At 63.2% G+C, this 13,377-nt stretch carries 11 protein-coding genes; 2 read left to right on the top strand and 9 right to left on the bottom strand.

Annotation, left to right across the window (positions count from 1 at the left end; translation table 11 throughout):
- Positions 1 to 42 precede the first annotated feature (42 nt).
- On the bottom strand, positions 43 to 1,176 hold the full coding sequence (locus ABDB81_RS12250) for an aminopeptidase (protein WP_137928240.1): 1,134 nt from the start codon (positions 1,174 to 1,176) through the stop codon (positions 43 to 45).
- The gene (locus ABDB81_RS12245; RefSeq protein WP_346811319.1) at positions 1,173 to 3,278 is read right to left on the bottom strand and encodes a molybdopterin oxidoreductase family protein; all 2,106 of its coding nucleotides are present in this window, start codon (positions 3,276 to 3,278) and stop codon (positions 1,173 to 1,175) included. The genes ABDB81_RS12250 and ABDB81_RS12245 overlap by 4 nt, the downstream gene beginning before the upstream one ends.
- 286 nt (positions 3,279 to 3,564) lie before the next feature.
- Here ABDB81_RS12245 and ABDB81_RS12240 point away from each other — a divergent pair, with 286 nt between their 5' ends.
- A complete protein-coding gene (locus ABDB81_RS12240; RefSeq protein WP_137928242.1) occupies positions 3,565 to 4,764 on the top strand; it encodes an ABC transporter substrate-binding protein in 1,200 nt (399 codons plus the stop codon).
- A gap of 71 nt (positions 4,765 to 4,835) precedes the next feature.
- On the opposite strand, the gene ABDB81_RS12235 is transcribed toward ABDB81_RS12240, so the two are convergent.
- From ABDB81_RS12235 to ABDB81_RS12210, 6 genes are all read right to left on the bottom strand, one after another.
- Positions 4,836 to 5,900 (bottom strand): ABC transporter ATP-binding protein, encoded by a 1,065-nt coding sequence (locus ABDB81_RS12235; RefSeq protein WP_137928243.1) that lies wholly within the window; start codon positions 5,898 to 5,900, stop codon positions 4,836 to 4,838.
- Positions 5,897 to 6,895: an ABC transporter ATP-binding protein gene (locus ABDB81_RS12230; protein ID WP_346811317.1), complete on the bottom strand. Its 999-nt coding sequence runs from the start codon at positions 6,893 to 6,895 to the stop codon at positions 5,897 to 5,899. The genes ABDB81_RS12235 and ABDB81_RS12230 overlap by 4 nt, the downstream gene beginning before the upstream one ends.
- 16 nt (positions 6,896 to 6,911) lie before the next feature.
- Positions 6,912 to 7,841, bottom strand: a complete 930-nt coding sequence (locus tag ABDB81_RS12225) for an ABC transporter permease (protein WP_346811315.1) — start codon at positions 7,839 to 7,841, stop codon at positions 6,912 to 6,914.
- A 3-nt stretch (positions 7,842 to 7,844) separates the two neighbouring features.
- Positions 7,845 to 8,822, bottom strand: coding sequence for an ABC transporter permease (locus tag ABDB81_RS12220; protein ID WP_137928246.1), 978 nt, complete (start codon positions 8,820 to 8,822; stop codon positions 7,845 to 7,847).
- Between the two features lie 191 nt (positions 8,823 to 9,013).
- The gene (locus ABDB81_RS12215; protein WP_137928247.1) at positions 9,014 to 10,615 is read right to left on the bottom strand and encodes an ABC transporter substrate-binding protein; all 1,602 of its coding nucleotides are present in this window, start codon (positions 10,613 to 10,615) and stop codon (positions 9,014 to 9,016) included.
- 65 nt (positions 10,616 to 10,680) lie between these two features.
- Positions 10,681 to 10,953: a hypothetical protein gene (locus ABDB81_RS12210; RefSeq protein WP_346811313.1), complete on the bottom strand. Its 273-nt coding sequence runs from the start codon at positions 10,951 to 10,953 to the stop codon at positions 10,681 to 10,683.
- Here ABDB81_RS12210 and ABDB81_RS12205 point away from each other — a divergent pair.
- A complete protein-coding gene (locus ABDB81_RS12205; protein WP_346811311.1) occupies positions 10,943 to 12,136 on the top strand; it encodes a M20 aminoacylase family protein in 1,194 nt (397 codons plus the stop codon). The two genes, ABDB81_RS12210 and ABDB81_RS12205, sit on opposite strands and share 11 nt — an antisense overlap.
- 49 nt (positions 12,137 to 12,185) lie before the next feature.
- On the opposite strand, the gene ABDB81_RS12200 is transcribed toward ABDB81_RS12205, so the two are convergent.
- Positions 12,186 to 13,115, bottom strand: coding sequence for a DUF3047 domain-containing protein (locus tag ABDB81_RS12200; protein WP_346811454.1), 930 nt, complete (start codon positions 13,113 to 13,115; stop codon positions 12,186 to 12,188).
- Between the last annotated feature and the right edge of the window lie 262 nt (positions 13,116 to 13,377).

The following is a 13,377-nucleotide window of genomic DNA, read 5'->3' as shown; positions in this document are numbered from 1 at the left end:
ATCGGGAAACTCCCGCGATTCAGGGGATGGGCAGAGCGTTGTTCAGGGCCGCGCGGCAGGAGTGCCGGACTGTCCCGCTGTCAACGGCGTGACCTCCGTGGCCGGAGGTGCCAGCTTGCGCAGTGCGGCATCGCGCTCGGCAGGCGGAAGGTCGCCGATCTGGCGTGCTGCGGCGTAGAAACGATCCCAGTCGCCGCCGGATTGCGCGAGCAGCGCCGTGAACGCGGGCACCCATTGCTGGTAAGTGGCCACGGCGGCCAGGTGGGCGTTGGTCAGCGGCTGGTCGAACCAGCGGTCGTAGCCGGTGTAGCCGGCCCACTCCACTTTCAGCGTTCCATACTCGTCACGCAGTTCTTCGAAGATGCGCGCCTTGCCCTGGCGCTTGGCGGCATCGTCCAGCGGGGATTTGTACAGCTTCACGAGCTTGTCGCGCGTATCGAGCAGCATCGCCCGGAACTGGCGGCGCCGGCCATCGTAGATCCGGTAGCTCGCACGTGCATCGGCCGAACCTTCCTGCGCCAGCCAGCGCTCTACGCCAGCGGCCTCCACCGCCGTGGCAAACGACTCGTTGAACGCGGTGTCGTTGCGCACGTAGACCACCTGATGCGCCAGTTCGTGGAAGATCAGCCGCGCCAGTTCGCCCTCGGGCTGGTAGACAAAAGTGTTCAGCAGCGGATCGTCGAAATAGCCGAGCGTCGAGTAGGCCGGGATGCCTGCCACGTAGGCCTCGAAGCCTTCACCGCGCAAACCCTTCGCGTAATGCTCGGCATCGTTCTGGTCGTAGTAACCGCGATAGGTGATGCACCCGACCACCGGGAAGCACCACTTGCGCAGGTCCATCGACAGTTCGGGCGTGGCGAAGACGCTCCAGACCACATAGGGCCGGTGCAGATTGGCGTAGCGGCGATAGCTGCCGTTGTCGGGGAGCTTCAGTTCGCGTGAGGCGTAGTCGCGGATGCGGCGCGCCAGTTCGAGCCGTTGGGCGAGCCGGGCGTCGTTGGCGCCATTGGCCGTGGCGATGGCGTCGTCGATGGGCTTGGCCGAAGCCATCACGCCCAGGTGACCACCGATCGACTGATAGTAGTAGCCGATCGTGTCGCAGCCGGCCGCCAGTGCGCCCAGGGCGAGTATCGCGACGATACCCGCCAGGCGCCGGCGGGCCGGCCAACGGATCATGATGCCAATGCCTCCGAGGGGACCGCCTCCACTTCGACGAGGCAGTCGTAGAAGACCGGCGCGCGGCCCATGTCGGTGAGGCGCTGGCTGGTCAGTTCGTTGGCGTTCTTGCCATCCGGCGCCAGCTTCTTCCACCAGATCGACAGGCCCACGACCAGCCCGCGCTTGGCGCGATCCGTCACGCGGGCGCGCGCCTGCATGCTGCCGCGGTCGTTATACGCCCGCACCATCGCGCCGTGGACGATGCCGCGTGCGGCGGCGTCGTCCGGGTGGATGTCAAGATGCGGCTCGCCCTCGGTGGCACGCAGGCTATCCACATTGACGAACGAGCTGTTGAGGAAGTTGCGCGCCGGCGGCGAGATCATCGCCAGCGGATAGCGCGCGGCGAGTTCCGGGGCGGACGACGGCGCTTCGTACGGCGGCACATAGGCCGGCACGGGGTCCAGGCCGTCACGCGCCATCGCCTCCGAATAGAACTCGCACTTGCCGGATGGCGTCGGGAAATTACCGTCAGCGAACGGCGCGGCGCCGACACTCAGCTTCTGCCAGCCCTGCTCCTTGAGAGACTCCCAGCTGATGCCCGCCGCACGCTTGTCTTCGCGCAGGATGGCCTGGCTGGCGATGGTCTCGTCGCTATCGGCAAAACACGGCTCGGTGAAGCCCATGCGCGCCGCCAGCCGTCGGAAAATCTCCGTGTTCGGCAGCGCCTGGCCCAGCGGCTCCACCGCCTGGTTGTTGGCCAGGAAGTACGTGTGGCCGTAGGCCTTGTGCACATCGACGTGTTCGAGCTGCGTCGTGGCCGGCAGCACGAAATCGGCGTGGTCCGCCGTATCGGTGCGGAAGTGTTCCAGCACCACCGTGAACAGGTCTTCCCGTGCGAAGCCTTCGGCCACCTTCACCGACTCCGGTGCCACGGCCACGGGGTTGCTGTTGTAGACCACCACGGCCTCGATCTTCGGACCCTGGCCGGTGGTGCCATCGTCGAGCAGGGCGTCGCCGATCGTGCTCATGTTCACGGTGCGCGGCTGGCTGGGCCAGTTCGGCAGCAGGTCCGGACGCTGCAGCGTCTCGTGATCGATCGGGAAGAAGCCGGACGTCGACAACTGCATGCCGCCAGCTGCCTGGCGCCATGCGCCCACCAGGGACGGCAAGCTCGCGACCGCGCGCACCGCCTGGCCACCGCCGCGCACGCGCTGCATGCCGTAGTTCATACGGATCGCCACGGGCTGGCGCTCGCGCACGGCCAGATTGCCGTAGAGGCCGGCCAGCCACTCGATATCTTCCACCGGCACACCGCAGATCTCGGCGGCGCGGGCGGGCGGAAATTCCATCGCGCGCTCGCGCAGCGCGTCGAAGCCCACCGTATGCTGCGCGATGTAGTCGTGATCGAGCAGGTCGTCGCGAATCAGGATGTGGATCATCGCCAGCGCCAACGCGCCATCCGTGCCCGGCATCGGCGCAATGTGGCGATGGCACTTCTCGGCGGTCAGCGAGCGATACGGATCGATGGCTACCAGCGTGGCGCCGCGACGCTTGGCTTCCTGCACACGCGTCCACAGGTGCAGGTTCGATGCGATCGGATTGCCGCCCCAGATGATCACCAGCTTGGCGTCGACCACATGCTCCATGTCCATCCCGACGCTCGCGCCATAGGTGTACTTGAGCGCCGTGGCCCCTGCGCTGGCGCAGATCGTGCGATCCAGCAGCGACGCACCGAGCTTGTGGAAGAAGCGCGCCGCCATACTCTCGCCCTGCACCAGTCCCATCGTACCGGCGTAGCTGTACGGCACGATGGCTTCCGGATTGCGCGCCGCGATGGCTGACAGCCGCGCGGCGATTTCGTCGAGTGCCTCGTCCCACGACACCGATTCGAACTTGCCCTCGCCCTTGCGGCCCACGCGGCGCAGCGGCGTCAACACACGATTTGGATGATAGGTGCGTTCGGTATAGCGCGACACCTTCGTGCAAAGCACCCCTTGCGTGCCGGGATGGTCTGGATCACCGGCCACCTTGATCGCGCGCCCGTCCTCCACGGTGACGAGCAATGCACAGGTATCGGGGCAATCATGGGGACAGGCGGCACGAACGATGCGGGGGGCCATGGCGATCAGAGGTAATTCAGGCTGGGGCACCCGGTACGGGCAGAAAAGACAGCAGGCCGGGCGCGTGTCAACGGCGTGACTGTGGCGCCACTGCGTCGGCGAAAACCTGCCGGACCGGGGAATTTGTTTGGCTCCGATTGTATTCGATTATGATGTGCCGGCGCAGTCCGGCCCTCGGTCGGAAGCCCGTATCGGCACAAGACCGGACAAGGGATGCGGGTCCGCCAGCAGCACAGAACATCAGAATCAATCAGAACGTTGTACGGATTTTTTGACGGGGATTTACATGGGTTTCAAGACAGGGGTCAAGCGCCGGCAGCTGATGGTCGGCGTGATGGTGGCGTCCGCCATCGCGGCATGCGGCGTATCGGGTGCCGCGCTGGGCGTCAACACTGCCGCCGGGGAAACCGGGGTGACGGCCGACACCATCGTACTGGGCCAGTCGGCCGCGCTGACGGGCTCCACCGCAGTGCTCGGCAAGCAGATGAACGCGGGCGCGCGCCTGTACTTCGACCACATCAACAGCCAGGGCGGCGTGTTCGGACGCAAGATCGAGCTTAAGGCGCTCGACGACATGTACGAGCCCGACGAGGCCATCAAGAACACCAGGAAGCTGATCGAGGAAGAGCGCGTCTTCGCGCTGTTCGGCTACGTGGGCACGCCGACGAGCCAGGCCGTGCTGCCGCTGGTCAATCACATGCGCATCCCGTTCTTCGCGCCCTTCACGGGCGCGCAATCGCTGCGCGAGCCGCACAGCCGCTATGTGTTCCACGTGCGCGCCGGCTACGACGAGGAAACTGCTGCCATCGTGCGCCAGATCCGCACCACCGGGCTCAAGCGCATCGCCGTGGTCTACAACGACGACGCCTATGGCCGCGCTGGCATCTCGGGCATCGAGCACGCCATCAAGACGCTGCCGGCCGACAGCGGTGTGAAGCTGGTGGCGCAGGAAAGCGTGATCCGCAACACCGTCGAGATCGGCGACGCCATGCAGGGCGCGATGAAGGCCAAGCCCGATGCCGTAGTGCTGATCAGCGCCTACCGCACCGTGGGCGCTTTCGTGAAGGAAGCGCTGCGCCGGGGCTACAGTGGCCAGTTCTACAACGTGTCGTTCGTCGGCACGCAGGCACTGGCCCGCGAAGTGGGCCCGCAAGGCAGCGGTGTGATCATCTCGCAGGTGATGCCGCATCCGGGCAACGCCACGCTGCCGGTGGTGCGCGAATACCTGCGCCTGCTGCAGGCCGCCGGCAAATCGAACGAGTTCGACTACGCCAGTATCGAAGGCTTCATCGCCGCCAAGGCATTCGTGGAAGGATTGCGCCGCGCGGGCAAGGACTTGACCCGCGAACGCTTTGTCACCGCCATGGAAAGCATGCGCAATGTAGACCTCGGCGGCTACATCGTCCAGTTCGGACCAGACAACCACGTCGGGTCGAAGTTCGTGGAGATGACGATCATTAATTCGAAGGGTGCGGTGATTCGGTAGTGCTCTACCGCTTCGTCTGGCTTGCTCCCCTCTCCCACTACGCGGGAGAGGGGAGAACACCGACAGGGAGACTAGGCGGCATCATTCAAATGACAAGCCGACCACCGCATCGGCGCGATCTCCTTCAGCATCGGTTGCTCCTCCCTGCAACGCGGCATGGCGTGCGGGCAGCGTGGATGGAAGTGACAACCCATCGGCGGATTCAGAGGCGACGGGATTTCTCCGCGAATCGCCCCATACGTCTTCTTGCCAACCTCCAGCTTCGGTGCCTCGGCCAGCAGTGCCTGCGTGTACGGATGGTTGGGTGACGAAAACACCTGCTCAGTGGGCGCTGACTCCACCACACGCCCCAGGTACATGATCATCACGCGGTCGCTGATGTGCTTGACCACGCCGAGATCGTGGCTGATGAAGAGATAGGTCAGGTTCAGTTCTTCACGCAGGCGCATGAACAGGTTCAGCACCTGGGCCTGGATCGATACGTCGAGCGCTGCCACCGATTCATCGCACACCAGAAATTCCGGCTTCACAGCCAGTGCGCGTGCAATGCCAATACGTGCCCGCTGACCACCCGAGAACTGGTGCGGAAAACGCCGCAGCACAGTGGGGTCCATCCCCACGCGCACGAGCATGTCTTCCACGTACGCCTGCTGCGCATTCTTGTCGACCATGCCATGCACGACCGGCGCCTCGCCGACGATATCGAGCACGCGCAGGCGCGGATTCAACGACGCGTAAGGGTCCTGGAAAATCATCTGGATCGCCAGTTGCCGCTCGCGTTTCTTCTCCGGTGGCAACCGATCGAGATCGGTGCCGCGCCAGAAGCGCTCGCCTTCGGTCAACGAATGCAGGCCCACGGCCATGCGTCCGAGCGTGGACTTGCCGCAGCCCGACTCGCCCACCAGCCCGACGACTTCGCCGGTACGGATCGCCAGGTCCACCTTGTCCACGGCGTGCACCACTTCCATCTTCTGCTTTGCGCCGAAGACGTTGGCGATCTTCGCGGCCACATCGAGCGACTTCACGAAACGCTTCGACACGCTGCGCAGTTCCAGCAGCGGCGCCGGCGGCATGCTGCTCTCCGCGTTCGGTACAGCCACTGCGGCATTGGGGGTATCGATCACCGGCGTGCTCATGCAGCCTCCTGCTGGGCATGGACCGGATGGAAGCAGCGTAGCTGAGGACCATCGGGCGAGGTATCGAGCGGCGGATCGGTCTTGCAGATTTCCGTGGCGTAGGGACAACGATTGCGGAACGAGCAGCCGCCCGGCAGGTTCAGAAGCGACGGCGTCATGCCCGGGATCTGCCGCAGTGGCGTACCGCGTGGATTGCGCGATGGCGCCGAGCCGATCAGCCCATGCGTGTATGGATGCCCAGGACGCTCCAGCACCTGTCGCACATCGCCCGATTCCACGATCTTGCCGGCGTACATCACACACACCTTGTCCGCGAGACCGGCCACCACGGACAGGTCATGCGTGATCCAGATCAGCGCGGTGCCCGACTCGCGACACAGCGTCTGCATCTCGTAAAGGATCTGGCCCTGGATCGTCACGTCGAGTGCCGTGGTGGGTTCGTCGGCGATGATCAGGTCCGGCTTGTTCAGCAGCGCGATGGCGATGGCCACGCGTTGCCGCATGCCGCCAGAGAACTGATGCGGATAGGCCAGCAACCGCTCGTCGGGCGACGGAATGCCTACGCGTGCCAGCGCATTGCGAGCGCGCTCGCGGGCCGCGGCCTTGCTGACGTTGTCATGCGCACGCACGGCCTCGATCATCTGCGTGTCGATACGCAGGACCGGGTTCAGCGTCATCATCGGATCTTGAAAGATCATGGCGATGCGATTGCCGCGCACATCGCGTTGCTGCGCGGCAGTGAGCGTGCGCAGGTCGCGCGTGACACCGTCGCGGCTGGTCAGCGCGATGCGACCATCGACGACCTTGCCCGGTGGATCGATCAATCCCATGATCGAGTACCCGGTCATGGATTTGCCAGAACCCGATTCCCCGACCAGTCCCATGATTTCGCCGCGTCCCACCGTGAACGACACATCGTCCACGGCCTTGGCCACGCCGGCGCGTGTGAAGAACTGCGTCTTCAGGTTTTCAACGACGAGAGTCGGCTGCGTCATGTTGGCTCCCGTTCGATCATTGCGTTTGCAGGCGCGGGTTCAGCACATCGCGCAACTGGTCGGCCACGAGGTTCATCGCCACGATGGTGATCACCAGTGCGATGCCCGGGAAGAAACTTATCCAGTACTTGCCCGACAGCATGTACTGCTGGCCGTTGGCGATCAGCATGCCCAGCGACGGTTCCGTCACCGGCACGCCCAGCCCCAAGAACGACAGCGTGGCTTCGAGGGTGATGGCGGATGCCACCTGCAGCGCAGCAATCACGATCAGCGGCGGCAGGCAGTTCGGCAGCAAATGCCGGAACATGATGCGACGCGGGGGCAGCCCCAGGCACGTGGCCGCCTCGATATACTCCTTCCGCCGCTCCACCAGCGCCGCGCTGCGCGTAGTCCGCGCGTAGTAAGCCCACTGCACGGCCACCAGCGCGATCACGATATTGCCAATGCCGGGCCGCAGGAATGCCAGAAGGATCAGCGCCAGCAGGATTGGCGGAAACGAAAGCTGCAGGTCGGCCACGCGCATGATGAACACTTCCGTGCGGCCGCCGAGAAAACCGGCCAGCAGACCCAGTGTCGCGCCGATCAGCAGGGCGATCACCGTGCTCACCACACCCACGCCCACACTGATACGCAGGCCGTACATCACGGCCGACAACATATCGCGGCCCTGTTCGTCGGAACCCATCAGGAAGGTCATGCCCATGCCGGACTGTTCGCCCGGCGCCATGCGCGCATCGAGCACATCGAGCGTGGCGAGGTCGTACGGATTCTGCGGCGCCAGCCATGGCGCGAAGATCGCAATCAGCAGCAGCACGATCAGCGTGACAAGGCCCAGCACCGCCAGCTTGCTCTCCAGGAACTGCCGCGCGAAGCGGCGGAACGGTGTCTGCTCCTTCACGGCGGCCACTGGCGTGGCGGCGGCATCGGGTATGGTCGGAGTGCTCATGGCTCAGCCCTTGTTGTCAGCGATGCGCACGCGCGGATCGAGCATGCTGTAGACGATGTCCACCAGCAGGTTGATCAGGATGAACAGGGTCACAATGACCATCAGGTACGCGACGATCACTGGGCGGTCCAGCAACTGGATCGAATCGATGATCAGCTTGCCCATGCCGGGCCATGCAAAGATCGATTCGGTAACGATGGCGAACGCGATGATCGAACCGAACTGCAGCGCGATCACCGTGACAATGGGAATCAGGATGTTCTTGAGCACGTGTACGCCAACGATGCGCGTGTTCGACAGCCCCTTGGCGCGCGCGAACTTCACGTAGTCCTGCAGCATCGCCTCCTGCGTGCCAGCCCGCGTGAGCCGGATCACCATCGCGATATTGAGCAGCGACAGCGTGATGGCGGGCAGGATCAGGTGCCGGATGCCATCCAGCGTCAGGAAACTCAGCGACATGCCGAGCACCCGTACCGTCTCGCCGCGTCCGTTCGACGGCAGCCAGCCGAGTTGCACAGCAAACACCATGATCAGCATCAGGCCCACCCAGAACGTGGGCAGCGAGAAGCCGAGAATTGACACGGTCATGATGGTCTTGCCCGCCACGCCATTCGGCCGCAGTCCGGCCCACAGTCCCAGCGGAATACCGAGCACGATAGCGAGAAGGATCGCGCAGATGGCCAGCTCCATCGTGGCCGGCATGCGTTCGAAAATCAGCTTGAGCGCTGGGGTGCCATGGGCGAATGATGTTCCCAGATTTCCGTGCAGCGCGTTCTGCAGGAAGATCCAGTACTGCTCCCATAGTGGCTTGTCGAGACCGAGCGCGGCAATGGTGCGCTTGATGTCTTCCTGGTCGGCCTGCGGGCTGATCAGGATGTCGACCGGATTGCCGATCGCAAACACGCCGAGAAAGACGAGCAACGACATGACCAGCAGCACGATCACGCTCTGCATCAGTCGCCGGATGATGAAAACCAGCATGTTTCAGACGCTATCCTTTCGCCGGTGTGCCATGGCACGGCCAGCGGGTTCGCGACCCACGGGGGATGTCGTGGGCAGTACGCCCGGCCATTCTGGCGGGCCGGGGCCGCGATGATACCGGAGCCGGCCGGCTGCTGCGCCGGCTCCGATTTTGCGACTATCTACTTAGCGCTGCCATTTTCTGCGGCCACTTACTGCTGCGGCTTGAAGAGGTGCGCGTAGGTGCGCTCGTCGGTACGCGGCACGTACGTGATGCCCTTCTGCGTCGCCCATGTCGTCACCTGATGGTGGATGGGAATGATGCCGCCGTCCAGCACTGCAATGGCCGTGGCTTCCTGGAGCAACTTCGAACGCTCCGCGTCATCCACGGTGGCCAGCGCCTTTTCCAGCACGGGGTCCATCTTCGGATTGCAGTACTCGCCCCAGTTGGTGGTGCCGAAGCCCTTCTTCGAGTCCTCGCAGGCCAGCAGCGCGCGCAGCGGCGAGCTGACTTCGCCGGTCTGTGCACCCCAGCCAAGCAGTCCGAACGACCACTCGTGCTTGATACCCTTCGACGAGTACGTGGCCATCGGCATGCCTTCCACCTTCGTATTGATGCCGATGCGCGTCAGATTCTGCGCGATGGTCTGTGCAATCTTCTCGTCGTTCACATAGCGGTTGTTCGGCGTGTGCAGCGTGATGCCGAAGCCGTTCGGATAGCCAGCGTCAGCCAGCATCTTCTTGGCGGCTTCCGGGTCGTACTTCAGCGTCTTCAAAGCCGGGTTGTAGCCGAACAGCGTGGGCGGCACCAGGTTGTTCGTCGGCTCGGACAAGCCTTCCATCAGCCGGTCCTTGATGCCCTGCCGGTTGATAGCCGTGCTGATGGCAATACGCACCCGCGCATCCTTCAGCGGGTTCTTGTCCATCGGCTGGCCTTCCTTCGTCGTGACAAACGGCGACTTGTCACGCTTGGCATCGAAGTACAGGTAGATCACGCGATGCGAGATCTTCGAGAAGAACTGCAGCTTGGGATCGTTGCGAACCTTCGGCAGGTCCGGGGTCGGCACGTTCTCGATGGCCTGCACATCGCCGGAAAGCAGCGCGGCCAGGCGCGTGGCCGGGTTCGGGATGAAGCGCAACGTGACCTTGTCCCAGGCCGGCTTCGCACCCCAGTAGTCGGGGTTGCGAACCAGTTCCACCCGATCGTCGCGGGCATAGCTCACGAACTTGAACGGACCCGTACCGATCATCCCCTTGCCCTGCGCAAAGTCATCAGAGGTCAGACCCTGCGTGGCCTTCTTCTGCACCATGAAGATCGACGTCAGGTCATTCAGCATCAACGGATACGGCTGATTGGTAGTCAGCTGGATCGTGTACTTGTCGATGATCTTCTTGTTGATGATCGCCTTGGTGTAGACGTCGAACTTGCCTGGGCTGTTGAGAATGGTGGCCGGACGATCGAGCGACCACACCACATCCTCGGTGGTGAGTTCCGTGCCATCGTGCCACTTCACACCCTTGCGGATCTTGAACTCCCATGTCAGGTTGTTCACCAGCTTCCACGACTCCGCCAGCCCCGGCACGATCTTGCTGTCGGGATCGAGCTTGATCAGCGAATCGAACACGTGCTCGGACACATTGATGTTCGAGAACAGGTTGTAGAAATGCGGGTCCATCGAGGTCGGCGGCGAACTCAAGGCAATCTTGATATCGGCGGCGAGCGCAGGGGCTGACAGGCCGAGGGCAAGAGCGCCAGCTAATATGACCGTGCCGGCCTTCTTGCCAAGCGCCTTCTTGACGTTGCTGAGGGACATCGTGCGATTCTCCCTGGAGGGATGTCTTGAAATGACAATATGGATCAGCCACGCACCCACTGTGATCACGATGAAAAGGCCGCGTTTTGGTGCGGCGTTCCACCGTGCAGCGCGGGGCGCAACCGGCCGGGCACTTCAAGCATGAACTGTTCCAGCACGCGACGGTGGACGCCATGCGGGGAAACCCACCCGCACTCAGCTTCCCGCCGATGCGGCGCTGCACCAGTTTCTACGATCAACGTGACGCTCTGGCCTTGTTTTGGCGCTTCTACGATAGGCGTCGTATGATCGGGGTATCGCAAATGTCCGATCAGCCTCGACGGCATCATGAAGCTCATTCCCGAAATCCTTCAGGCGCAAGCCGAAATCCGCGCCATCCGACGCGATATACACGCTCACCCGGAACTCTGCTTCGAGGAGCAGCGCACCGCCGATGTCGTAGCAAAGAATCTTGAATCCTGGGGCATCGACGTCCATCGCGGCCTGGGTACCACCGGCCTGGTGGGCGTGCTGCGCAACGGCACCGGCACCCGCTCGATCGGCCTACGCGCTGACATGGATGCCCTGCCGCTACAGGAAGCCAACACGTTCGGCCATCGTTCGCAGCACGAAGGCAAGATGCACGCATGTGGTCACGATGGTCACACGGCGATGCTGCTTGGCGCCGCGCACTACCTGGCCGAGCATCGCAACTTCGACGGCACGGTACATCTGATTTTCCAGCCTGCTGAAGAAGGCGGTGGCGGCGCGCGCGAGATGATCAAGGACGGCCTGTTCGAACGCTTCCCGTGCGATGCCGTGTTCGGCATGCACAACTGGCCCGGCATGCCGGTGGGTTCGTTCGGCACGACGGCCGGTCCGCTCATGGCATCGAGCAATGAATTCAAGATCGTGGTGCGGGGCAAGGGCGCCCATGCCGCAATGCCTCACAACGGTTGCGATCCGGTGTTCACCGGCGCGCAAATCGTCTCGGCACTGCAGGGCATCATCACGCGCAACAAGCGTCCGATCGATACGGCCGTGATCTCGGTGACGCAGTTCCATGGTGGGGACGCCACGAACATCGTGCCGAACGAAGTCTGGCTCGGTGGCACGGTGCGGACGTTCACTGTGGAAGTTCTCGATCTGATCGAGCGGCGCATGGAGGAAGTGTCGCGCGCCGTGGCGCAGGCGTTCGATTGCACAATCGACTTCGAATTCCGCCGCAACTATCCGCCGACCATCAACAGCGCGGCAGAAGCCGAGTTCGCCGTGGGCATCGCGAGCGAACTGGTGGGCGCATCGAACGTCGATGGCAACGTAGAGCCGACGATGGGCGCCGAAGACTTCTCGTTCATGCTTCAGGAGAAGCCGGGCTGTTACCTGTTCATTGGCAATGGCGAAGGCTCACACCGAGAGGCTGGCCACGGCATCGGCCCGTGCATGCTGCACAACCCGAGCTACGACTTTAACGACGAATTGCTGCCGGTTGGCTCGACGTTCTTCGTGAAGCTTGTGGAGAAGTGGCTACCTGCGGCCTGATCCGAGGAAGGACGCCGGCCTATACTGGCCGTCGTCCGCCTCGCAGGCACTAGTCGATTGCGATATCACCGTACCAGGATTCGGCACGACTCTTTGTATTATCGGTATCGGTCATCAAGCCGACAGCCAGGATCTTGCCGGGATCCGAACCGAACGCCTTCCGATAGTCGGCACGTAAATCCCGCTCATGGCATCGCCATTCATTCGTGTGGCGCGTGCCCGAATCGACGACGATCATACGCACTCGATCGGTGTGTGGATTGTTCAGGATGCTGCCTTCGGGCCGACGGCCACCCCAGATGTACATCAGCGTGGCATAGGGCATCTCACGGCCCGTGGTGATGCGCGCCATTTCGTACATCAGCTGGTCACGTAGCGGCAAACTGCTGCGATCTCCGTCGAACGCCACGAAAATTCGCAGCGGCGCATCCTCGCGATGACTCACCGCGTTATCGGCAACACGGATCACATCACGCGTCTTCCAGCGCCAACGCAACGTTCGGGCTTCGCGTTCGGTCAGCGGGACGTAGAGACCGGACGCCGACGCATCGGCCTGTGCGTGCAAGACCGTATGCTGGTCCAGTTCGGTCAGGCTATAACGCGTGGGCGTCTTGTTCCGATTGACCCTCCAGGGCTGCCAGCCGGTCGACTGCATCTGGCCTGAGGACGCCAGCAGGGAAAATGGCGGTAGTTGCGCCAGGGGCTGCGCCAATTCGGCGTCAGCTTCGGCTTCGCCATCCGCGCCAGCTTCCGCATCGACGTCAGAAGGCGCACTCCGGTTGGCGAGCGCCAACGGACCGGGAGTCGCCGCGGCCGAAGCCGTGATCGGCACGGCTTTTACCGCGAACGTCTTGCAACTCCCATCTGAAATATCCGCCATCTTCGACGGATCCACTGGCGGCAATGCCGATGATGCACAGCCGGCGAGCAATACGATACCCGCAACACATGCCAGTGCTGGCCTAAACTCCTTGGCCATAAGACCCCCTAAACCCTGTTTCCCCACCCGCTAGCCAAATCTCAACAACATGCGTCAGGCCATGCGGCACCGCGACTTCCTGTTGCAGACTGCATCGCGCTGATTTCGGTACAGCGCTTGAGAGTGGACCTTATCAGAAGCGTATTGAGGCCGGAATGCTCCGGGACCCTGAAAACAGGAATACAACAACCCCGGTATCAACGTTAAACCCGAAGACCCAAAGACAAAACCCCTCGCAGCGTTGGCTGTCGAGGGGTTTTGG

Origin of the sequence: Cupriavidus sp. DL-D2 (assembly GCF_039710735.1) — a bacterium.
Lineage (GTDB): Bacteria > Pseudomonadota > Gammaproteobacteria > Burkholderiales > Burkholderiaceae > Cupriavidus.
The sequence above is the reverse complement of the archived record's forward strand: the minus strand, read 5'-3'. Positions and strand labels throughout refer to the sequence as shown.

What these genes read in the sequence shown, in the direction of transcription:
- ABDB81_RS12210 (WP_346811313.1), bottom strand. Translation starts at nt 10,953, where the DNA reads ATGAGCTTCATGATGCCGTCGAGGCTGATCGGACATTTGCGATACCCC.
- ABDB81_RS12245 (WP_346811319.1), bottom strand. Translation starts at nt 3,278, where the DNA reads ATGGCCCCCCGCATCGTTCGTGCCGCCTGTCCCCATGATTGCCCCGAT.
- ABDB81_RS12215 (WP_137928247.1), bottom strand. Translation starts at nt 10,615, where the DNA reads ATGTCCCTCAGCAACGTCAAGAAGGCGCTTGGCAAGAAGGCCGGCACG.
- ABDB81_RS12200 (WP_346811454.1), bottom strand. Translation starts at nt 13,115, where the DNA reads ATGGCCAAGGAGTTTAGGCCAGCACTGGCATGTGTTGCGGGTATCGTA.
- ABDB81_RS12250 (WP_137928240.1), bottom strand. Translation starts at nt 1,176, where the DNA reads ATGATCCGTTGGCCGGCCCGCCGGCGCCTGGCGGGTATCGTCGCGATA.
- ABDB81_RS12220 (WP_137928246.1), bottom strand. Translation starts at nt 8,822, where the DNA reads ATGCTGGTTTTCATCATCCGGCGACTGATGCAGAGCGTGATCGTGCTG.
- ABDB81_RS12235 (WP_137928243.1), bottom strand. Translation starts at nt 5,900, where the DNA reads ATGAGCACGCCGGTGATCGATACCCCCAATGCCGCAGTGGCTGTACCG.
- ABDB81_RS12225 (WP_346811315.1), bottom strand. Translation starts at nt 7,841, where the DNA reads ATGAGCACTCCGACCATACCCGATGCCGCCGCCACGCCAGTGGCCGCC.
- ABDB81_RS12240 (WP_137928242.1), top strand. Translation starts at nt 3,565, where the DNA reads ATGGGTTTCAAGACAGGGGTCAAGCGCCGGCAGCTGATGGTCGGCGTG.
- ABDB81_RS12205 (WP_346811311.1), top strand. Translation starts at nt 10,943, where the DNA reads ATGAAGCTCATTCCCGAAATCCTTCAGGCGCAAGCCGAAATCCGCGCC.
- ABDB81_RS12230 (WP_346811317.1), bottom strand. Translation starts at nt 6,895, where the DNA reads ATGACGCAGCCGACTCTCGTCGTTGAAAACCTGAAGACGCAGTTCTTC.